Origin of the sequence: Mixta hanseatica, assembly GCF_023517775.1 — a bacterium.
Classification (GTDB): Bacteria; Pseudomonadota; Gammaproteobacteria; order Enterobacterales; family Enterobacteriaceae; genus Mixta; species Mixta hanseatica.
This window is the reverse complement of the sequence record NZ_CP082904.1, coordinates 4103018-4123933: the sequence shown is the minus strand read 5'-3', so window position 1 is coordinate 4123933 and position 20916 is coordinate 4103018. Positions and strand designations below refer to the sequence as shown.

The following is a 20916-nucleotide window of genomic DNA, read 5'->3' as shown; positions in this document are numbered from 1 at the left end:
GCTTTAGCTATCCAGCTATTAGCCCGCCATGTTACTCAAGGGCTGGAAGTTTGACCAGCGGTGAGTCGTTTAAGAATCTGCTGAAACTGACCGATCAGGAGCGTGGATGCGCTTAGCTGGCGTGCATTGTGCTTCCGCGCAGTTTGAGTTCAAACTCCAGCAGGCGCGAGCCGTTATTCACGGTGCGTCCCTGCAGCTGCTCCAGCAACAGCAGCATCGCTTCGCGTCCCAGAGCAAAGCGCGGCTGCGCAATAGTGGTCAGTGGTGGATCACTGTAACGTGAGAGTTCGATATCATCAAAACCAACCAGAGAGATATCCTGCGGGATGCGCAGCCCCATGCTTTTCGCCTGCGACATCGCGCCCAGCGCCATAATATCGTTATGGCAAAACAGCGCCTGAGGCGGCTGCGGTAATGCCATCAGCCGCTTAAACGCCGCGGAGCCGGCTTCAAAAGTAAAATCGCCGCGCACAATGTAGCGTGGTTCAATCGCCTGTCCATGCCGGCGCAGCGCCTGGATATAGCCCTGCAAACGGTAGTGGCTGAGCGGCATCTCTTCCGGGCCGGCAATGCAGGCGATGCGGCGATGGCCCAGCTGCCACAGATGGTTCACCGCCTCAAAGGCGGCGGTCAGGTTATCGATATGTACCGTCGGCAATTCGAGATCGGGCGAGAATTCATTGGCCATGACCATCGGCGGTAAACCGCGCTGCTCTTCCACGCCGGTATCGAAAGGCACCTGGGAGCCGAGCAGCACCATGCCGTCAATCTGGCGCGTCAGCATTAGACTCAGAAAGGTTTTTTCCTGCTGATTCTGATGCGCGCAGTCGCCGATCAGCACCAGATAGCCTTCAGCGGCCGCCGTTACTTCAACGCCACGAATGATTTCGCTAAAAAAGGGATCGCAGATATCGGGAACGATAACCAGAATAGTGCGTGATTCGCTGCGTTTGGCATTGCGCGCCAGAGCATGAGGAGAGTAGCCCACTTCAATTACCGCCTGCTCAACTTTTTGGCGGGTTGTCGCTGAGACCTTTTCAGGGTTCATCAGTGCGCGGGATACGGTGGCGGTTGAAACCCCCGCACGCTCAGCCACATCTTTCATAGTAGCTGCCGTCGACTCCTGGTTCTGCTCCAACGCTTATCTCCTTACACCGGCCTGAATAATAATATGTCGTCTGTCGCCTGCTGCGCTTGTTGCGATTAAAGCTGACGGCCATCACATTTTTAACAGATTGTATGAGGTGCCGTTACCTTAATTGCATAAAAAATGTGACTTATTCGAGGTTTTTCGATCCAGCTCGCAAACCTTACAAGCAGGGAGCGTTAGCTTTCCGTTGGGTCAATATCCAGCGTCCATTTCACCTTACGCGACAGCGGCAGGGTGGAAACTAACGGCAGACTGCTTTTAAGCAGCTGCTGTAGTCGAACACGCGACGGGTGCTGCAACAGCAGCTGCCAGCGATAGCGTCCGCCGCGCTTAGCCTGCAACGCAGGCACCGGGCCCATAATCCACAACGGCTCATCACGGAACGGGCTCGCCTCCAGCAGGTTGCGCAGCTGATGTAAAAATGCCGCCGCCTGTTGGTTATCGTGATCGTCGGCACGAAATAGCGCATGGCTGGTAAACGGCGGCAGCTGCACGCTCCGCCGCTCGCTTAAGGTCTGGCTGGCAAATGCATCGTAGCCCTGATGCAATAAGATCTGCAGTAGCGGATGTTCAGGATGATGGGTTTGCAGCAGCACTTCGCCCTGTTTGCCAGCACGGCCGGCACGGCCGGCGACCTGAATATAGAGCTGAGCAAAGCGCTCCGCGGCGCGAAAGTCCGCCGAGAAGAGCGCGCCATCAACATCCAGTAACGATACCAGCGTCACATCGGGAAAATGGTGCCCTTTCGCTAACATCTGCGTACCAATCAGGATCCGCGCGCCGCCGCGAAACACGTCGGCCAAATGTTGCTCCAGCGCCCCTTTGCGGCTGGTGGTGTCACGATCGATGCGCGAGAGCGGTATGCCGGGGAATAAACTCTGGAGATTATGCTCCAACTGCTCGGTACCAAGGCCCACCGGCACCAGATGCGTCGAGCCGCACTGCGGGCACTGGCGCGGCACCGGACGCTGGCTATCGCAATGATGGCAGCGCAGCTGGCGCTGTTGTTGATGCAGTGTGTAATAGTGATCGCAACGCTGGCATTCGGCAATCCAGCCGCAGTCATGGCATAACAGTGCCGGTGAGAAACCCCGACGGTTAAGAAACAGCAGCACCTGGTTGTCCGCCTGTAAATGCAGGCGCATACGCTGAATCAGCGCAGGCGACAGGCCGCCCTGCAGCTGAACGCCTTTTAAATCGATCAGCTGCTGCGTCGCCTGGCGCGCATTACCGGCGCGTTTACTCAAATTGAGCTGACGATACTTTCCGCTCTGCACGTTATGCAATGTTTCCAGCGCAGGCGTCGCCGAACCCATCACGATAGGGATATTTTCCTCACGCGCGCGGAAAACCGCCAGGTCGCGCGCATGATAGCGCCATCCCTCTTGCTGCTTGTAAGAGCTGTCATGCTCTTCATCAATAATGATCACGCCCAGGCGAGCGAAGGGCGTAAACAGCGCGGAGCGGGTGCCGATCACAATGGCATTATCGCCCTGACGCGCGCGTAGCCAGACGGCCATACGTTCGCTGTCGTTCAGGCCGGAGTGCAGGACGTCGATCGGGGCGTTAAAGCGCGCCTGAAAGCGGGCGATAGTTTGCGGCGTCAGGCCGATTTCCGGCACCAGCACCAGCGCCTGCCGTCCACGGGCCAGTACATTTTCCAGTACGCTAAGGTAGACTTCCGTTTTGCCTGAGCCGGTGATCCCGGCCAGCAGCCAGGGCGCAAACTGCTCATCTTCGCTGCGGATCGCCCCCACCGCTAAGGCCTGCTCTGTATTCAGTCGCAGCCGTTCGCCGTTAACGGCGAAGCTGTCGCGCCAGTCCTGGCGGGCAGGCAAATGCTCGCGCAGGTCGCACAAGCCTTTAGCGCGTAGCGCCTGCAACGCCGCGTCGGCCAGATCATGCTGGGCAATTTCATGGCGATAAAGCGGCTGCTGGCGTAACGCGGCCAGCGCCTGCTGCTGTTTCGGCGCCCGTTTCAGGCTTTCCGGCGCGGTTTCTCGCCCCTGCTCGGTAATAAACCACTGCCAGAGCGGCGTTTCCTGCGCCGGTTTCCCCTGGCGCAGCAGTACCGGCAGCGCATGGAACAGCACCTCGCCCAGCGGATAGTGATAATAGTCGGCGGCCCAGTGCAGAATGCGCCATAGCGAAGGGGGAAACAGCGATTCGCTGTCGAGCGAGTCCAGCACGCTTTTCAACTGTTCGGTTGGCAGATCGCTTTGCTCGCTGATGCCGACAACGATGCCGATCGCCTTGCGGTTGCCAAAGGGCACGCGAACGCGCCCGCCAGGCACTGGGTGCAGATGAGCGGGAAGCAGGTAATCAAACTGGCGTGCGAGCGGAACGGGCAGCGCGACCTGAGCAACGGGCATGACGTTATCCGTAAAAAGAGTTGAACGGCGTAGTGTACACTGTGTAGCCATAAATGTGCGGATTCGATTGCATTGGGCGGTTATTTTCTGTATAGTTCGCCGCCTTTGGTGCGAAATATGGCATCAAAAATCACCAGAATGTTCAATCCACGTGTGGTGCCGGCGCAGGTTTTTCCTGGCGCGGGAGAGCGACACGGCCTTTACTGAGGTTACCCCATGAAAGAAGGTATTCATCCTAAGTATGTTGAAATTACTGCAACTTGTTCTTGCGGTAATGTGATCAAAACTCGCTCAACCGTGGGTCACGATCTGAACCTGGACGTGTGCGGCCAGTGCCACCCGTTCTACACCGGCAAACAGCGTGTTGTTGATACCGGTGGTCGTGTTGAGCGCTTCAACAAACGCTTCAGCATTCCGGGCAGCAAATAAGTTTCCCGGCAGACGCTACCGTTATTCGACGGAGCGGATGCAAGAAAAAACCCAGCTTCGGCTGGGTTTTTTTATGCGCAAAAAACAGCGTATCAATATTCCCAGGTATCGGGATCTTTACCCAGCTCACGCATAATCTTCTTCGCCTCTTCCGGAATTTCATCGCTGCGCTCTTTGCGCAGATCAACGTCGTCCGGCAGCGGCTGGCCGGTAAAGGCATGCAGAAATGCTTCGCATAACAGCTCGCTGTTAGTGGCATGACGCAGATTGTTTACCTGGCGGCGCGTACGTTCATCTGTCAGGATTTTCAGTACTTTCAGCGGAATAGACACGGTAATTTTTTTGACCTGCTCGCTCTTCTTACCGTGCTCAGCATAAGGGCTGATATATTCGCCATTCCATTCAGCCATGAGTTACCTTAATTTTTAAAAGTTAAATTGTCGAAAATCAGCCAATTATGCCCGATATTTCCACGCCTCACTAATCAATGTCAGCATTTAATACGTAACTTCGCTGATTTTTCGTGGCTTGCGTTGGCAGCAGAAGGCAATTCACTGCAATTTTAGCGGTTATTGCACATTTGCTCAATCTATACGCAAAGACATTTAGATGTCCAGATGTATTGACGTCTACTGGACTAATGTTATCCTGTTAGCCTTCTTTCAGGGCCTTTCAGGAACAGTAAGCACTATGACGCGTAAACAGGCAACCATCGCAGTGCGCAGCGGTTTGAATGATGATCAGCAGTATGGCTGCGTTGTCCCTCCGATTCACCTTTCCAGCACCTATAACTTCACTGATTTCAATCAGCCTCGCGCCCATGACTATTCGCGTCGTGGTAATCCTACGCGTGACGTGGTGCAGCGGGCGCTGGCCGAACTGGAAGGCGGTGCCGGCGCAGTCATGACCAACACCGGTATGTCCGCTATTCATCTGGTCTGTACGCTGTTTCTGAAGCCTGGCGATCTGTTGGTCGCGCCCCATGACTGTTACGGCGGCAGCTATCGTCTGTTCGACAGCCAAAGCAAGCGCGGCGCCTATCGCGTGAAGTTTGTCGATCAGGGCGATGCCGAGGCGTTGCAGGCGGCGCTGGCTGAACAGCCGAAGCTGGTGCTGGTGGAAAGCCCCAGCAATCCGCTGCTGCGCGTGGTGGATATCGCCGCGATTTGTCAGGCTGCGCGTGCCGCCGGCGCAGTGAGCGTGGTGGATAACACCTTTTTAAGCCCGGCGCTGCAAAACCCGCTGGCGCTGGGGGCCGATTTGGTGGTGCATTCCTGCACTAAATACCTTAATGGCCACTCTGATGTGGTCGCCGGTGCAGTGATCGCTAAAGATGCGGCGGTAGCGACCGAACTCGCCTGGTGGGCGAACAATATTGGCGTAACCGGTTCTGCTTTCGACAGCTATCTACTGCTGCGCGGAATGCGAACTCTGGGCCCGCGGATGGCAGCGGCGCAGCGTAATGCGCTGGCGATTGTGGACTATTTGCAGCAGCAGCCGCTGGTGAAAAAACTGTATCATCCTTCTTTGCCGCAAAACCCGGGCCATCAGCATGCGGTACGTCAACAGCGCGGCTTTGGCGCCATGTTAAGTTTTGAGCTCGACGGCGACGAACAGCGTCTGCGCCGTTTCCTGAAAGCGCTGGAATTATTTACCCTCGCGGAATCGCTGGGAGGAGTAGAAAGCTTGATTTCCCATACCGCCACTATGACTCATGCCGGGATGTCGGCGGAAGCGCGTGCGGCGGCGGGGATTTCCGATACCTTACTGCGCGTGTCGGTTGGGATAGAGGATCATGAAGATTTAATCGCCGATCTGGATAATGCATTCCGGATCGCAGCCGAGGATTAAAAGATGAGTATTTCAGCCGCAGCGGGCGCGCCGCACAGCAGACAGCTGCATAAATTTGGCGGCAGCAGTCTCGCCGATGTTAGCTGTTATCAGCGTGTCGCGGGCATTATGGCCGATTACAGTCAGCCGGGTGATGTAATGGTGGTTTCCGCCGCGGGCAGCACCACGAACCAACTGATTAGCTGGCTGAAGCTGAGCCAGAACGATCGCCTGTCGGCCCATCAGGTGCAGCAGAGCCTGCGTCGTTATCAGTCCGACCTGATCAACGGCCTGTTGTCGCCGGCGTTAGCTCAGCCGTTGCTGAGCCGTTTTATTCAGGATCTGGAGCGCCTGGCGGCGTTGCTGGATGGAAAAATCACCGATGCCGTTTACGCTGAGGTGGTGGGGCACGGCGAAATCTGGTCGGCGCGGCTGATGGCGGCGGTGCTACAGCAGCGCGATTTGGAAGCCTGCTGGCTGGATGCCCGTGAGTTTTTACGCGCCGAGCGCGCGGCGCAGCCGCAGGTGGATGAAGGCAAATCCTGGCCGCTGTTACAGCAGCTGATGGCGCAACATGGACATCAACGCCTGGTGGTTACCGGTTTTATCTGCCGTAATGACGCCGGTGAAACCGTGCTGTTGGGACGTAATGGTTCCGACTATTCCGCCACGCAAATCGGTGCGCTGGCGGGCGTAAGCCGCGTCACCATCTGGAGCGATGTCGCCGGGGTGTACAGCGCCGACCCGCGTAAAGTTAAAGATGCCTGCCTGTTGCCGCTGCTGCGCCTGGACGAAGCCAGCGAGCTGGCGCGTCTGGCGGCGCCGGTGTTACATGCCCGCACGCTGCAGCCGGTTTCCAACAGCGATATCGATTTGCAGCTGCGCTGCAGCTATCAGCCAGAGCAGGGATCGACGCGCATTGAGCGCGTGCTGGCTTCCGGCACCGGTGCACGTATCGTCACCAGCCATGATGATGTATGCCTGATTGATATTGAAGTTTCTGCGCAGCACGATTTCACGGCGCTGCATAAAGAGGTCGATCATCTGCTGAAGCGCGCGCAGCTTCGCCCGCTGGCGATGGGCGTTCATAGCGATCGCAACCTGCTGCAACTCTGTTATACCTCCGAAGTCGTCAACAGCGTTTTTGATCTGTTGCAGGATGCCGGCCTGCCGGGCCATCTGCAGCTGCGCGAAGGGCTGGCGCTGGTGGCGCTGGTAGGGGCGGGTGTCGGCCGCAATCCGCTGCACAGCCACCGCTTTTGGCAACAAATCAACGATCAGCCGGTAGAGTTTATCTGGCAGTCGGAAGATAAGATCAGCCTGGTGGCGGTACTGCGTGTGGGTCCAACGGAGCATTTGGTGCAGGGTCTGCACCAGTCGCTGTTCCGTGCAGAAAAACGCATCGGCCTGATGCTGTTTGGTAAAGGAAATATCGGTTCACGCTGGCTGGAGCTGTTTGCCCGCGAGCAAAAAAATCTGTCGGCCCGTACCGGCTTCGAGTTTGTCCTGGCGGGCGTGGTGGACAGCCGTCGCAGCCTGCTGAGCTATGAAGGAGTGGATGCCAGCCGTGCGCTGGCCTTCTTTGAAGATGAAGCGGTCGCGCAGGATGAAGAGTCTCTCTTTCTGTGGATGCGGGCGCACCCTTATGATGACCTTGTGGTGTTGGACGTTACCGCCAGCGAAGCGCTGGCTGGGCAGTACCTGGATTTCGCCAGCCACGGTTTTCATGTGATTAGCGCCAATAAAGTCGCCGGCGCCTCAGGCAGCTATCAGTGGCGTCAGATCCGCGACGCGTTTGCCAAAACCGGACGCCATTGGCTATATAACGCCACGGTGGGCGCCGGTCTGCCGGTCAACCATACGGTGCGCGATCTGCGGGAAAGCGGCGACAGCATTCTTTCCATCAGCGGGATTTTCTCCGGCACGCTCTCCTGGCTTTTCCTGCAGTTTGACGGCACGGTGCCGTTTAGCGAGCTGGTGGATCAGGCGTGGCAGCAGGGCTTAACCGAGCCGGACCCGCGCGTCGATCTCTCCGGGCAAGATGTGATGCGTAAGCTGGTGATCCTGGCGCGTGAGGCGGGTTACGATATCGAGCCGGATCAGGTACGCGTCGAGTCGCTGGTGCCAGCGGACTGTGAGCAAGGCTCTGTGGATCACTTCTTCGAAAACAGCGATGCGTTAAACGAGCAGATGCTCCAGCGTCTGGAAGCCGCGCAAGAGATGGGATTGGTGTTGCGCTACGTCGCGCGTTTTGATGCTAACGGCAAAGCGCGTGTCGGCATCGAGGCGGTGCGGCCTGAACATCCGCTGGCGGCTCTGCTGCCGTGCGATAATGTTTTTGCCATCGAAAGCCGCTGGTATCGTGATAATCCGCTGGTTATCCGCGGGCCGGGTGCCGGACGCGACGTCACGGCTGGCGCGATTCAGTCTGATATTAATCGGCTGGCGCAGTTGCTGTAATGCTAAAACGGGTGGCCTGAGCCACCCGTTGTTTTTATGCCAGTACGAACTGGCTTTCATGCACTTGATCAAGCGTTAAACCCACCAGCGTAATACTGCTGTCGCCGCAGGTGAACAGCAAACCCTCATCGCATTCCGACAGATAATCCAGGTAATTGCCGTTGGCATTGATGGTTTTATTGCCCAGGATCGCCAGCTTATCGTCATGACCAAACTGATAGATGGTGTTATCGCCGAAGTGCTCGCTGGCGAACAGGAAAATATCCTGACCGCCGTTGGCGTACATGACATCATCGCCGATGCCGCTGACAAACACGTCATCGCTGTGAGAGCCGTGCATCACGGCGTCGCCCGCATAGCTGAACAGCCAGCTGGTGGCATTGTGATAAAAGCCGCCGTTCTCCGGGGCGAAGATTTCGCTGTTGCCGGTGGCATCAGCATGTACGGCATTGGCGTAGCCCAGCGCGACTTTGCCGTCTACTTCCAGCCCGTTGCTGGTCACGGAATAGTTAATATTTTTAAATTCAAACCAGTTCCAGTAGGTTTCCTGAATGACCTCTACATCCTGCAGCAGCGTGATGCCGCCGTCGGCCCCTTTAATAAAGGTAATGCCGCCCGCCTGGGCGATAGAGGTTTTACTGATCTCACCGCCCAGTTCTAATCGATCATAACCTTCACCGCCCATAATGATGTTAAAGCCGCCCGCGTCGCGGAAGATATCGTCGCCGCCGAACCCTTCCAGGTAGTCAATACCGCTGCCGCCAGCAATCAGGTCCGCCTTTTCGCTGCCGAGGATAAAGGTAGGACCTTCGTGCGGTTGGGCAAAACGGTTCAGATCTTCTACCCAGGTGGTTTCCCGCATTTCATCGGACATGCGGGAAACGATAACCGTAGAATCTTTATGCGTTGTATCATAAAAGCTTGAATTGAGGGCGATACGCAATCCTTCTACATAGTCTGCTGCATCATGGCCCGCCCAGGTTCCCCACATCTGCCCGGCAATTGAGAACAGGGTAAAATCATTGGCGGCGTAAAAGTCATTAAACATCACCAGATTATTCACGCAGGTCTCAAGAGGCTTATCATGAGCGAGGAAGGAGTCAGGGAAATTAATCGATATGCCTTCCAGCGCGCGATAAACCGGATCGTTTTCGCAGCCAATATTTAATACTTTATCATCATAGGTATTCTGAACCGGAAAAGAGATAGCGATATAGTTGGCATCCTCATAAAAACCATCCCAGGCATTGTTAGCCGATGCCATCGCGGTGCTGTTCACCGCCATACCGCCGAGACTCATTCCGCTAAACAGCACATCTTCACCGGCTAAACCATTTTCCGTAGCAAAGTCAGCAATGCGGCTTAATAGATCGCCAAACGCGTTCTTCACATAGTTTTCGGCAAAGCCGTCTACGACTATTAATAAGTCATGGATAGTGTCCGTCAGCGTGTTTTCACTCGCGGTGGGCGAGTCAATAACATCACCGGTTCCCCAGTAGCAGACGCCAATCGAAACCAGCGCGCCAGTTGCGTCATATTTACCGAATACATTAACCTGCGAAGACCAGTAAAAGGGATTTTCACCGTTAAATATATCGTGCTGATCGCAGCTGCCGCTATAGCCCAGCGTCTCGGCATTAAGCAGCTTCCAGCCCGCTTTCCCTGCCATTTCCTCATATGACTCGCCCAGGCTAAAACCAGAAAGCTCAGTGCTATAAGCATTGAGAATCAGCGCGTCGTTAATTAATGATTTATTTTCTTGTTGCTTATAGTCAAATATACCCACTTGAATATCCTTTTCTAAAGTTTAATGAATGCATGTTATTTATGGCTGATATTGTTATTCGCTTTTTATTGGTTTAAAGATGGCTTCCTCCGGGTAATAAAAATAAAAAATGGCTGATGTATCCTGGCGATTAAAGGAGGGTTATTTGACGACCCTTTATCAGGCATTCAGCAAAAAAAGCAAAAAAATAGCTAACCGCGGCAGAGGGTTCCCGTGGGTAGAATAAAACCTTTTACTGTTGAAACGGATTTATATTTATGCCAGCACGAACTGGCTTTCATGCACCTGATCAAGCGTTAAACCCACCAGCGTAATAGTGCTGTCGCCGCAGGTGAACAGCAAACCCTCATCGCATTCCGACAGATAATCCAGGTAATTGCCGTTGGCATTGATGGTTTTATTGCCCAGGATCGCCAGCTTATCGTCATGACCAAACTGATAGATGGTGTTATCGCCGAAGTGCTCGCTGGCGAACAGGAAAATATCCTGACCGCCGTTGGCGTACATGACATCATCGCCGATGCCGCTGACAAACACGTCATCGCTGTGAGAGCCGTGCATCACGGCGTCGCCCGCATAGCTGAACAGCCAGCTGGTGGCATTGTGATAAAAGCCGCCGTTCTCCGGGGCGAAGATTTCGCTGTTGCCGGTGGCATCAGCATGTACGGCATTGGCGTAGCCCAGCGCGACTTTGCCGTCTACTTCCAGCCCGTTGCTGGTCACGGAATAGGTGATATCTTTAAATTCAAACCAGCTAAAGTAAGTCTCCTTGATAGTTTCTACATCCTGCAGCAGCGTGATGCCGCCGTCGGCTCCTTTAATAAAGGTAATGCCGCCCGCCTGGCGATAGAGGTTTTACTGATCTCGCCCTGCAGATCGAACTGATCCTGACCTTCACCGCCCCTGATGATGTTAAAACCGCCCGCGTCGCGGAAGATATCGTCGCCGCCGAACCCTTCCAGGTAGTCAATACCCCTGCCGCCGGCAATCAGATCCGCCTTATCGCTGCCGAGGATAAAGGTGGGGCCGGTATGGGCAAGCGCGTTGTAGTTCAGATCTTCTACCCAGGTGGTTTCCCGCATTTCATCGGAAAGTTGCGCCGTAATAATAGTGGAGTTCAGGTTGGTCATTTCATAGAAAGCGGAATTCAGCAGCTTCTCAAAGGCGTTAATATACCAATCCATACCGTGACCGTTGGCCCAGCTTGCTATGTTTAATAAAGAGAGCAAAGGGTTACTGGTATAAAAATCATTGAAAGCCACCAGATTATTGGCGCAGGTGTCCAGCGGTTTGTCATGCGCAATGAGCGTATCATTAGTGATGTTATCCCCTTCCAGAACACGATAAACCGGATCGTTTTCCAGCCCCAGATTCAAAACTTTATCATCCAGCTGGTTTTGTGTCGGCGAAGCGGTGGCGATGTAGGCGGAGTCCTCGTAAAAGCCGCCCCAGGCGCCCTGGCTGGAGGCGGACGCCATGCTGTTGACGCCCATGCCGCCCATACTATGGCCGGAAATCAGCACATCGCGTCCGGTCAGGCCGTTTTCCTGAGCAAATTCCGCTACGCGGGTCAGCAGGTTGTCAAAGGCAGTGAGGATATAGCCGTTAGAAATGCCCGATTCGCCCAGGGCGACAGCAATATCAGCCAGGCCGTCGCCTATCATATGCAACCAGCCGAACTCGTCATCGGCAGCGGCGCCGGTACCCCAGAAATAAATCCCGACGCCGGTCAGCTTACCGCCCTCATCATATTTCCCCATAATATTGACCTGCGAGGTAAGCAGCGCCAGCACTTCGCCGTAAAATTCATCATGCGAGCCGGAAAGACCGGAGAAGCCGATATCATTGCCGTTGAGGACTTTCCAGCCGCTTTCTTCCGCAGCCTGTTGAAAACCGGATTCGACGCCGCCGCAGGTTTCGTTGATATATTTCAACATTACCAGTGTGTCTTCCATTAATGTTTTTTCGTCAAAGTCCCGGTATGAAAATATACTCATAAATATCCCTTATAAAAATAGAATTAAATTAGCGGTAATTAAATGCAGTGCTCGGTTTTTTTCCTCCTTAAGTGAGTATCATTTGGGTTATTCTTGCTATCAGGCGGCAATGAAGTATTGGGATATTTCGTGTATTTTAGCCGGGTTAAGCTGGCCGGAATGATAGAGCAATGTTATCCAGGCACGAATATAGCGATATTTTTCTTCGCTCAGTTCAAGGCGTGCCTTGTAGCGTTGACGCTCGGCGTTAAGCAAGTCGAGATTAGAACGTTGCCCGGCGATAATACCCTGTCGTATGGTCTTAACCTGCAATACGGCGCTCTGAACCGCTTTTTCGTAGGCCGCCAACCGCTATTCCGCACTGCGGCATTGATTAAAGGCGCTATGCAGATTATTCAGCGTGTTCCAGGTATTGCTTTCTAAATCATATTTGCTTTTGTTATATAAAGCGCTGGCCTGTCTCACCGCCGCGCTGCTGTATCCACCGCTATAAACAGAATAATTTAGCTGAATGCCGATGCTGCTGGTTTCAGAGCGTTGATCGATAGTGCTGTCGGTAGAGGATTTGTTCAACCCATGGGAAGCATATAGCTGTATCTGTGGAAAAAAAGCGGCGCGTTGCTGTTCAGTTTGATAATGGTTGACCTGTATCTGCTGTTGGGAAGCGGCCAGCTCGGCGTTGTCCCGCAGCGCCATCTGCTGCCATTGCTCGAAGCGCGTCGGCACCAGCTCGACGGGCTTGAAAGCTCCTGCCGTGAGTTTATCCAGCTGAGAGAGGGAGGTGATGCGCTGTCCCGTCAGGCTTTCCAGCATGCGCCGGGCATGAGCTTGCTCATCCAGCGCCGCGATCTGTTCGGTTTCCGATAACGCCAGCTGAGATTCGGTTTCCGCCACCTCGGTAATGGTGCCTTCGCCGGTGCGCAGCATCCGTTGGTTGTGTGTGAGCTGCTGACGCCAGGCCGCCAGCTGTTCATTAACCAGCGTCACTTTATCCTGCGCGGTCATCAGGTCCAGATAACTATTAACCACCCTGACGGCGAGTTCAGAAAATTTTGCGCGCCAGTTCGCATCCGCCATCAGACTTTGCGCAATGCCCATCTGATAACGCGCCCAGGCGCTATAATCGAACAACGGCTGCGTCAGCCTCAGGGTGCCGCTTTGCGATTGATATTGCCGATGAGTGGTAACCATATGGGTTTCGCGGCTAAACAATCCTTTGCTTTGGCGTGACTGGCTGGTTTGCCAGTTTTTTAAGCCGCTCTGCCAGGTCAGCGAAAGTGAAGGCAGCAAACCCGCCTGGCCCAGCTTTTCATCCTCCTGTCCCGCCAGTTTTTCCTGCCATGCCGACTGCAATACCGGATCTTTTTGCTGCGCGAGCAGATAAACATCCCAAATACCTACCGCGTATGCCGGCAGGCACAGCAGCGAAGAGCAGAATAGCGAAGCCATAATCTTATGCCGCATGTTTATTCCTCCGTGAATGCGGTTTGGGCACGATCCAGAACCGGTTTAAACAGATAGCTCAACAGCGAACGCGATCCAGTTTTAATCAACACGCTTACCGGCATCCCTGGGCGGATATCTGCGTTTTTCAGCAGCTGTCTGCCTTCATCCGTGACGGCAACCTGAATTTCGTAATAGCTTTCACCGCTTTTTTGATCTTCCAGCCTGTCGGGCGATACCTGCGTGACGTAACCGGGTATAACCGGCGTTTTATTTTGGTTCAGCGCAATAAACATCATATTTACCGTCAGCTGTGGATACACTTTATCGATTAACGTCGCGCTGACCTGCGCCTTAATAACCAGCGGCGTATCGCGCGGCACTATATCCATCAGCGCTTCGCCAGCAGAAAGTACACTGCCCGGCGTGAGTACGTTAAGCGCCATAACGGTGCCGGAAACCGGGGCAGTGATATGGGTGTTATCTAAATCGTAGCGAGCGATTTGCATATTCTTTTCAAAATCGTCTATTTCCATTCTGGTTTTGGCCAGCTGGCTATTTACGTCTTTATAGTATTCCGCCTCGATCTGTTTGATACGCTGTTCGCTTTCCTGCCGTTTCTCTTGGTTGATATTAATTTGCCCGCTCAACTCTTCGATTTGGCTTTGGACGTCATGCTGCTGTCGCTCCAGTTCCCGGTAGCGGTTACGCGGCAGGACGTTTTCATTTGCCAGCGCGCGCATATCGTTAAGCTGTTGACGCAGGCTATGATTGAGTTTGTGCTTTAAGGCCAGCGATCTCTCCATACTTTGTATTTGATACTGCAGTCCTGCCAGATTATGGCGGTTACTGTTGATTTCACTGGCCAACGCCTGCACGCGCGCAGTAAGCAGAGCCTGCTGCAATGTCATCAGCGATTCGCCCTGCACGCGCCAGGCCTCATCACGTAACAGATCGGGAAATACGGGCCGGCTAACGCCCGCCTGCTCCGCTTTTAACCTGGCGTGAGTAGCCAGCGCGGTCAGGTATTTATCGCGGAACTGCTCGTAACGCGCGCGGGCCTGGGTTGGGCTTAATTCCACCAGCGGCACGCCCGCCTGGACAATATCGCCCTCTCTGACCAGAACGTTTGCCACGATGCCGTTGCCAGGCGACTGCACTGTTTTACGATTGCCGTTAACCATCACCGTGCCTGATGCGGTAACACCTTTGTCCAGCGGCGCGAGCGCCGCCCAGGTCAAAAAGCCGAATACGCCGATAACAATAGTAAGCACGCCCAGACGTTGAAAATAACGCTCGCTTTTTTGCGCGACGTGTTGCTTATCGGCGGGCGAGGGTAGTCCGCTGTGGGGAATTTTCTTTTCCATAGGTAAAGGCTAATCCTTTAGCTGAATAATTTGAGATGCCTGCGTTTATTCAGGGCGCTTTATTTCCGGCTGCTTCATTAATTTATTTAACACGCTACGGGTATCGCCAAAATGTTGTACCTGTCCGGCGTGCATGACCAGCACTTTACTGGTCAGCGCCAGCAACTGCATGCGGTGGGTAATCAGTACGATGGTCGCTTTTTTCTTTTGCATGGTGGCCAGCGCTTGCGCCAGCGCAATCAGTCCGGGATCGTCCAGACTGGCATCAGGCTCATCAAGCACCAGCAGTTTAGGCGAGCCATAAAGCGCACGGGCAAGCGCAACACGCTGTTTCTGGCCGCCCGATAAACCGATGCCGCCGTTGCCAACGGGTGTGTCATAGCCGGCCGGCAAACGCAGGATCATTTCATGCACACCGGCATTTTTGGCCGCTTCAATGACACGATCGGCATCGACTTCGGCAAAGCGGGCGATATTTTCAGCAATAGTGCCGGCAAAAATTTCCACCTCCTGCGAAAGGTAGCCGATGGCGGGTCCCAGTTGCGCTCTGTTCCAGTAATTAATATCAGCGCCGTCGAAGCGAATGATGCCGCTGCTTGCGGGCTGTATGCCGACCAGCAGCCGGGCCAGGGTACTTTTACCTGATGCGCTGGAGCCAATCACGCCGAGGATATCGCCGGGCTCAAGCTGAAAGTCGATTTGGCTGAGAATGGCGCTTTGCTCATCCTGCTCAGCGTAAAGAGACGCTTTTTCTACCGAGATCGCGCCTTTTGGCGCAGGCAAGGCCATTTTTTCCGGCTGAGGAGGATATTCAGTAAGCAACTGCTCCAGCCTGAGCAGAGCGCTTTGCGTATTGCCCCACTGCTTCCAGGCGGTAATCAGTTGCTCAATTGGTGCCAGAGCGCGTCCCAGCAATATCGAACCCGCAATCATCATGCCGGGTGTTAGTTGGCCACGGATAGCCAGCCAGCCGCCGAGACCCAGAATCAGAGACTGCAGAGACATGCGCACAAAGCGGGTTACAGCGGTAACGCTGCCATTATATTCACTGGCCTGCTGCTGCAATTGGATAAACTTTTTGTGCAGCTTCCACCAGCGCTGCTGAAAATCAGGCAGCATGCCCATTGCCTCGATAGTGCTGGCATAACGTAAATTTGCCCCGGCGATATTAGCTGACTGGTGCGCGGTTTTACCCGCCTCGGCCAACGGCTTCTGCGTTATTCTCTGGTTAACGATAGCCAGTATAATTAATAGCCCCGCGCCGAAAAGCGCAAAGGCGCCGAGCCAGGGATTAAAAAGGAAGATCATTAGAATAAAAAAGGGAAACCAGGGCGCATCAATAAAAGCAAAGATAGCATTACCGGTAAAAAACTGACGTACCGTGGTGACATCATTCAGGTAATTCGCCGCGTCCTTTTTTTGGTGGCCAAGATTAGCGTAAAAAGCGGCCTGATAGACGGCGTTGCTGAGTTCGCGATCAACTTTTTTACTGATATAAATGGCAATCATACTGCGACAATATTCCAGCAGCGCAATAATGCCGAACACTCCAATAACAATAATGCTTAACATCACCAGCGTTATCTCATTACGTGATGGTAGCACGCGATCATAAACCTGTAACATATAAACAGACGGGGTTAATACCAGCAGGTTAATAATGGCGGAGAACAGCGCAATACACCATAAGGCTTTTTTATGATTTTGAAATATAAATTTGATAAATGTTGTTGCAGATATGGGCATAGAGCTTTTTCCCTAAAGCAGTAAATGCTCTGGCTAGAGTGACATTGTTTTCAAAAAGTTGGGTTGGTTATATTTAATAAATAAGGAAAATTACTACAAAATAATTTTTTCCCAATGCGAATTGTCTTTGATTACTTGATTTTAAATCTAAGTTAATTGATAAGGAGCGTCAATCATGCTTTGAATTTAAATACGCGAACTTACACTTAATTAAGGTAAACCGATTACATTGCAGAAATACCCGGGTTTTTAAGAGTTTTCTACTAAAGAAAACGCCTGGTTTTTCCTTTTCCTGCCAGGCTGATAAAAGAAGTTGTCATTTTTTCATGTCTCGCTGAAGGAAATTCAAGACGGCTAAGCCGCTTTTTGATTGACAAATAGCCAGCCGGATAGCATCTTATGGATCTATAGACGTCTAAACGTATAGATGTTTGGAGCGGTGCTCTCGCATCATCCCCTAAGCGATTGATAAGGTAAGCGGATATGAGTTTCTTTCACGCCAACCAGCGCGAAGCGCTGAACCAGAGCCTGGCAGAACTGAACGGGCGGATTAATGTGTCATTTGAGTTTTTTCCGCCGCGTACCAGTGAAATGGAAGAGACGCTGTGGAGTTCTATCGATCGGCTCAGTAGCCTGAAGCCAAAGTTCGTTTCCGTTACCTACGGCGCGAATTCAGGGGAACGCGATCGCACCCACTCTATTATTAAAGGCATTAAAGAGCGTACCGGCCTTGAGGCGGCACCGCACCTGACCTGCGTTGACGCCTCGCGTGATGAGCTGCGCGCTATCGCTAAAGATTACTGGAATAACGGCATTCGTCATATCGTTGCGCTGCGCGGCGATCTGCCGCCGGGCGGCGGTAAGCCGGAGCTGTACGCCACCGATCTGGTGGCGCTGCTGAAAGAGGTAGGCGACTTTGATATCTCCGTTGCCGCTTATCCTGAAGTCCACCCGGAAGCGAAAAGCGCGCAGGCGGATTTGATTAACCTGAAACGTAAAATTGATGCGGGTGCAAACCGTGCCATTACGCAGTTTTTCTTCGATGTGGAAAGCTATCTGCGTTTTCGCGACCGCTGCGTAGCAACCGGCATTGATGTCGAAATCGTGCCGGGGATTTTACCGGTTTCTAACTTTAAGCAGCTGCAGCGCTTTGCCGCCATGACCAACGTTCGGGTGCCGGGCTGGATGAATAGCATGTTCGCCGGGCTGGATGACGATCCGGAAACGCGCAAAATGGTCGGTGCCAACGTGGCGATGGATATGGTGAAAATTCTCAGCCGGGAAGGCGTGAAGGACTTCCACTTTTATACGCTGAACCGCGCTGAAATGAGCTACGCCATTTGCCATACGCTGGGTGTACGTCCGGCGGCGCAGCTGGTTGCCTGATTAATTACGAAACGAAAGTTTAAGAGGGCGCATCTTCAGGAGATGCGCCTTTTTTTGTCGCCGTTAACCGGTGTTACGCATACCTGCCGCCACGCCCGCAATGGTAACCATTAGCGCCTGCTCAACACAGGGATCTGGCTCTTCTCCTTTCGCTTCCTGCGCACGCGAACGGTGCAGCAGTTCCGCCTGCAACACATTAAGCGGGTCAGTATAAACATTGCGCAGGGCGATAGATTCCGCGATCCAGGGCTCATCGGCCATTAGATGGGCATCATTGGCGATGGTGAGTACCGCTTTAATATCCGCCTCCAGCCGATCGCGCAGCTGTTGGCCCAGCGGCCACAGGGAAGGATCTACCAGACGCTGATCGTAATATTCCGCCAGCCACAGGTCGGCCTTCGAGAATACCATTTCCAGCATGCCGAGACGGGTAGAGAAGAAAGGCCAGTCGTGGCACATCGCTTCCAACTGATCCTGATGCCCTTCATCCATCGCCTGCTGTAGCGCGGCGCCCGCGCCCAGCCAGGCGGGCAGCATTAATCGGTTTTGTGTCCAGGCGAAAATCCACGGAATCGCGCGCAGGGATTCCACCCCACCGGTAGGGCGACGTTTGGCGGGACGCGAGCCCAGCGGCAGTTTGCCTAATTCCAGCTCCGGCGTGGCAGATCGGAAATAGGGCACAAAATCCGGATTTTCGCGTACGTAACCGCGATAGATGGCGCAAGAGGTTTCCGAGAGCTGATTCATAATGTCGCGCCATTCGCTTTTCGGCTCCGGCGGCGGCAACAGGTTAGCTTCAAGAATGGCGCTGGTATAGAGCGACAGGCTGGCTACGGCAACTTCCGGCAGACCGTATTTAAAGCGGATCATTTCACCCTGTTCGGTTACGCGCAGGCCGCCCTTCAGGCTGCCGGGCGGCTGGGAAAGCAGTGCCGCCTGCGCCGGTGCGCCGCCGCGTCCAATGGTGCCGCCGCGGCCATGAAACAGCGTCAGGGCGATACCCGCTTTTTCGCAGGTTTTAATCAGCGCGTCCTGCGCCTGGTATTGCGCCCAGGAAGCGGCCATTACGCCAGCATCTTTAGCCGAGTCGGAATAGCCGATCATGACCATCTGCTTGCCCTGAATAAAGCCGCGGTACCAGTCGATGCTAAGCAGCTGCGACATCACATCATTGGCGTTATTCAGATCGTCCAGCGTTTCAAACAGCGGCGCTACCGGCAGCGCAAAGGGAATGCCTGCCTCTTTCAGCAGCAGATGAACCGCCAGCACGTCGGAAGGCGTTTTCGCCATAGAAATGACATAGGCGGCAATTGAACCCCGCGGCGCTTCCGCCGCTACGCGACAGGTATCCAGCACTTCGCGCGTCTCATCGCTCGGCTCCCACTGACGCGGCAGTAGCGGACGTTTTGAATTCAGTTCACGGATCAGGAACGCCTGCTTATCCGCTTCGGACCAGCTTTCGTAATCCCCCAGGCCAAGGTAACGCGTGACTTCCGCCAGCGCTTCGGTATGACGCGTGCTTTCCTGACGCAGATCGATACGTACCAGCGGGACGCCAAAGCATTTTACCCGGCGCAGCGTATCAAGCAGTTGCCCGTTGGCGATAATGCCCATGCCGCACGCCTGTAGCGATTGATAGCAGGCGTACAGCGGCTCCCACAGCTGATCGTTGGAAATCAGCAGCCCTTCGGGGCGCGGCAGGCGGTCGCCTTTCAGACGGCGTTCCAGGTAAGCCTGAGTGGTCATCAGCTGCGTACGCAGACGTTTTAAAATTTCGCGGTAGGGTTCCAGTGCCTGCGGATCGCCACACAGTTTGCGCAGTTCGTCGGTACATTCCGACATCGACAGTTCGGATATCAGCACGCCGATATCGCGCAGGAAAAGGTCGGCGGCTTTCCAGCGGCTCAGTTGCAGAACATGATGGGTGATGCTGGCGGTGACGTTGGGGTTGCCGTCGCGGTCGCCGCCCATCCATGAGGTAAACTGCACCGGCACAAAGTCCACCGGCAAGGTATAACCAAAGGTTTCTTCGACCTGTTCATTCAGCTCGCGCAGAAAATTGGGTACGCCATCCCACAGGCTGTTTTCCACCACCGCAAAGCCCCATTTAGCTTCATCGACAGGAGAAGGGCGATATTTACGGATTTCATCGGTATGCCATGCCTGCGCGACCAGCTGACGCAGGCGGCGCATAATCTGGTTGCGGTCATAGTCAGAAATATCATTATGATCGAGCTGTTTTAAACAGGTATTTACCTCAACCAGCTTATGAATCAGGGTACGGCGTGTAATTTCGGTAGGATGGGCGGTGAGGACCAATTCCAGCGAAAGCGATTCAATCGCTTCACGGATATCCGTCTCGTTCAGGTCAGGCTGCTGCTTCAGACGCTCGAACGCTTTTTTCATCAGTTCCGGATGGTTAGCGCCTTCATCATTCGGTGAAATGGTCTGGTATTGTTCAGCCACGTTGGTCAGGTTGAGGAACTGGCTGAAAGCGCGTGCTACCGGTAATAACTCGTCATTGGAGAGATTCTGTAAAGTGGTTAACAGCTCCTGACGATGAGTGTCATTTCCCGCGCGGGATGACTTGGAGAGTTTGCGGATGGTTTCCACCCGATCAAGGATGTTTTCTCCCAGCGCATCCTTAATCGTATCCCCGAGCAGTTTGCCGAGCATACTGACATTACTTCGCATTGCGGAATATTGTTCGTTCATATGACCCCTGACACCCTTCTTGTCTTTTAATTTTTACCCTTGCGGGCATAACGCCGCCTTTTATCTAGCCATGTAACTGACCATTCGTCAATTGCGTAAAACGTGCCGCATCATGCGGGTAACTGCCGGTAATTTAAGAAATTTCATAAGGGCGGAGTGGGATAAGTTATTCTTATCGGCAAAGTTGAAATTTTGCAGGAGCAATTTACCGTTTTAGCAGTGAATTGCCCCAAAT

Annotated in this window: 15 protein-coding genes; 4 read left to right on the top strand and 11 right to left on the bottom strand. The window is 53.9% G+C overall.

All coding sequences use genetic code 11. From position 1 onward, the window contains the following. Positions 1–112: 112 nt before the first annotated feature. Positions 113–1138, bottom strand: coding sequence for a DNA-binding transcriptional regulator CytR (gene cytR / locus K6958_RS19515; protein WP_249892631.1), 1026 nt, complete (start codon positions 1136–1138; stop codon positions 113–115). A gap of 188 nt (positions 1139–1326) precedes the next feature. Continuing rightward, positions 1327–3522, bottom strand: a complete 2196-nt coding sequence (gene priA, locus K6958_RS19510; RefSeq protein ID WP_249892630.1) for a primosomal protein N' — start codon at positions 3520–3522, stop codon at positions 1327–1329. A 216-nt stretch (positions 3523–3738) separates the two neighbouring features. Between priA and rpmE the strand changes: the two genes are divergently transcribed. Continuing rightward, positions 3739–3951, top strand: coding sequence for a 50S ribosomal protein L31 (gene rpmE / locus K6958_RS19505; protein WP_249892629.1), 213 nt, complete (start codon positions 3739–3741; stop codon positions 3949–3951). 92 nt (positions 3952–4043) lie between these two features. Here the strand turns inward: rpmE and metJ are convergent, their stop codons facing one another. Continuing rightward, entirely contained in the window at positions 4044–4361 is a 318-nt protein-coding gene (gene metJ / locus K6958_RS19500; RefSeq protein ID WP_038629044.1) for a met regulon transcriptional regulator MetJ, read from the bottom strand. Between the two features lie 280 nt (positions 4362–4641). Here metJ and metB point away from each other — a divergent pair, with 280 nt between their 5' ends. Together metB and K6958_RS19490 are read left to right on the top strand one after the other, a co-directional pair. Next, the gene (gene metB / locus K6958_RS19495) at positions 4642–5802 is read left to right on the top strand and encodes a cystathionine gamma-synthase (protein WP_249892628.1); all 1161 of its coding nucleotides are present in this window, start codon (positions 4642–4644) and stop codon (positions 5800–5802) included. 3 nt (positions 5803–5805) lie between these two features. Beyond that, positions 5806–8241, top strand: a complete 2436-nt coding sequence (locus K6958_RS19490; RefSeq protein WP_249892627.1) for a bifunctional aspartate kinase/homoserine dehydrogenase II — start codon at positions 5806–5808, stop codon at positions 8239–8241. A 34-nt stretch (positions 8242–8275) separates the two neighbouring features. Here K6958_RS19490 and K6958_RS19485 read toward each other — a convergent pair whose 3' ends face one another. From K6958_RS19485 to K6958_RS19460, 7 genes are all read right to left on the bottom strand, one after another. Then, complete coding sequence (locus K6958_RS19485) at positions 8276–10027, bottom strand: polyurethane esterase (RefSeq protein WP_249892626.1); 1752 nt, start codon at positions 10025–10027, stop codon at positions 8276–8278. A gap of 255 nt (positions 10028–10282) precedes the next feature. Further along, positions 10283–10750: a hypothetical protein gene (locus K6958_RS19480; protein ID WP_249892625.1), complete on the bottom strand. Its 468-nt coding sequence runs from the start codon at positions 10748–10750 to the stop codon at positions 10283–10285. A 56-nt stretch (positions 10751–10806) separates the two neighbouring features. Further along, on the bottom strand, positions 10807–12024 hold the full coding sequence (locus tag K6958_RS19475) for a lipase (protein WP_249892624.1): 1218 nt from the start codon (positions 12022–12024) through the stop codon (positions 10807–10809). A 99-nt stretch (positions 12025–12123) separates the two neighbouring features. Further along, complete coding sequence (locus tag K6958_RS21390; protein WP_491562427.1) at positions 12124–12372, bottom strand: hypothetical protein; 249 nt, start codon at positions 12370–12372, stop codon at positions 12124–12126. Positions 12373–12375: 3 nt separating this feature from the next. Continuing rightward, positions 12376–13488 (bottom strand): TolC family outer membrane protein, encoded by a 1113-nt coding sequence (locus tag K6958_RS19470; protein WP_491562426.1) that lies wholly within the window; start codon positions 13486–13488, stop codon positions 12376–12378. A 2-nt stretch (positions 13489–13490) separates the two neighbouring features. Continuing rightward, a complete protein-coding gene (locus tag K6958_RS19465; RefSeq protein ID WP_249892623.1) occupies positions 13491–14834 on the bottom strand; it encodes an HlyD family type I secretion periplasmic adaptor subunit in 1344 nt (447 codons plus the stop codon). A 45-nt stretch (positions 14835–14879) separates the two neighbouring features. Next, on the bottom strand, positions 14880–16580 hold the full coding sequence (locus K6958_RS19460; RefSeq protein WP_249892622.1) for a type I secretion system permease/ATPase: 1701 nt from the start codon (positions 16578–16580) through the stop codon (positions 14880–14882). Positions 16581–17063: 483 nt separating this feature from the next. Between K6958_RS19460 and metF the strand changes: the two genes are divergently transcribed. After that, entirely contained in the window at positions 17064–17966 is a 903-nt protein-coding gene (gene metF, locus K6958_RS19455) for a methylenetetrahydrofolate reductase (RefSeq protein WP_249892621.1), read from the top strand. 63 nt (positions 17967–18029) lie between these two features. Here metF and ppc read toward each other — a convergent pair whose 3' ends face one another. Continuing rightward, a complete protein-coding gene (ppc, locus tag K6958_RS19450; RefSeq protein ID WP_249892620.1) occupies positions 18030–20681 on the bottom strand; it encodes a phosphoenolpyruvate carboxylase in 2652 nt (883 codons plus the stop codon). Between the last annotated feature and the right edge of the window lie 235 nt (positions 20682–20916).

Bases quoted from the DNA above. Each gene is read 5' to 3' on its own strand.
- ppc (WP_249892620.1), bottom strand. From the start codon at position 20,681: ATGAACGAACAATATTCCGCAATGCGAAGTAATGTCAGTATGCTCGGC.
- K6958_RS19490 (WP_249892627.1), top strand. From the start codon at position 5,806: ATGAGTATTTCAGCCGCAGCGGGCGCGCCGCACAGCAGACAGCTGCAT.
- rpmE (WP_249892629.1), top strand. From the start codon at position 3,739: ATGAAAGAAGGTATTCATCCTAAGTATGTTGAAATTACTGCAACTTGT.
- K6958_RS19465 (WP_249892623.1), bottom strand. From the start codon at position 14,834: ATGGAAAAGAAAATTCCCCACAGCGGACTACCCTCGCCCGCCGATAAG.
- metJ (WP_038629044.1), bottom strand. From the start codon at position 4,361: ATGGCTGAATGGAATGGCGAATATATCAGCCCTTATGCTGAGCACGGT.
- priA (WP_249892630.1), bottom strand. From the start codon at position 3,522: ATGCCCGTTGCTCAGGTCGCGCTGCCCGTTCCGCTCGCACGCCAGTTT.
- metB (WP_249892628.1), top strand. From the start codon at position 4,642: ATGACGCGTAAACAGGCAACCATCGCAGTGCGCAGCGGTTTGAATGAT.
- metF (WP_249892621.1), top strand. From the start codon at position 17,064: ATGAGTTTCTTTCACGCCAACCAGCGCGAAGCGCTGAACCAGAGCCTG.
- K6958_RS19470 (WP_491562426.1), bottom strand. From the start codon at position 13,488: ATGCGGCATAAGATTATGGCTTCGCTATTCTGCTCTTCGCTGCTGTGC.
- K6958_RS19460 (WP_249892622.1), bottom strand. From the start codon at position 16,580: ATGCCCATATCTGCAACAACATTTATCAAATTTATATTTCAAAATCAT.
- K6958_RS19475 (WP_249892624.1), bottom strand. From the start codon at position 12,024: ATGAGTATATTTTCATACCGGGACTTTGACGAAAAAACATTAATGGAA.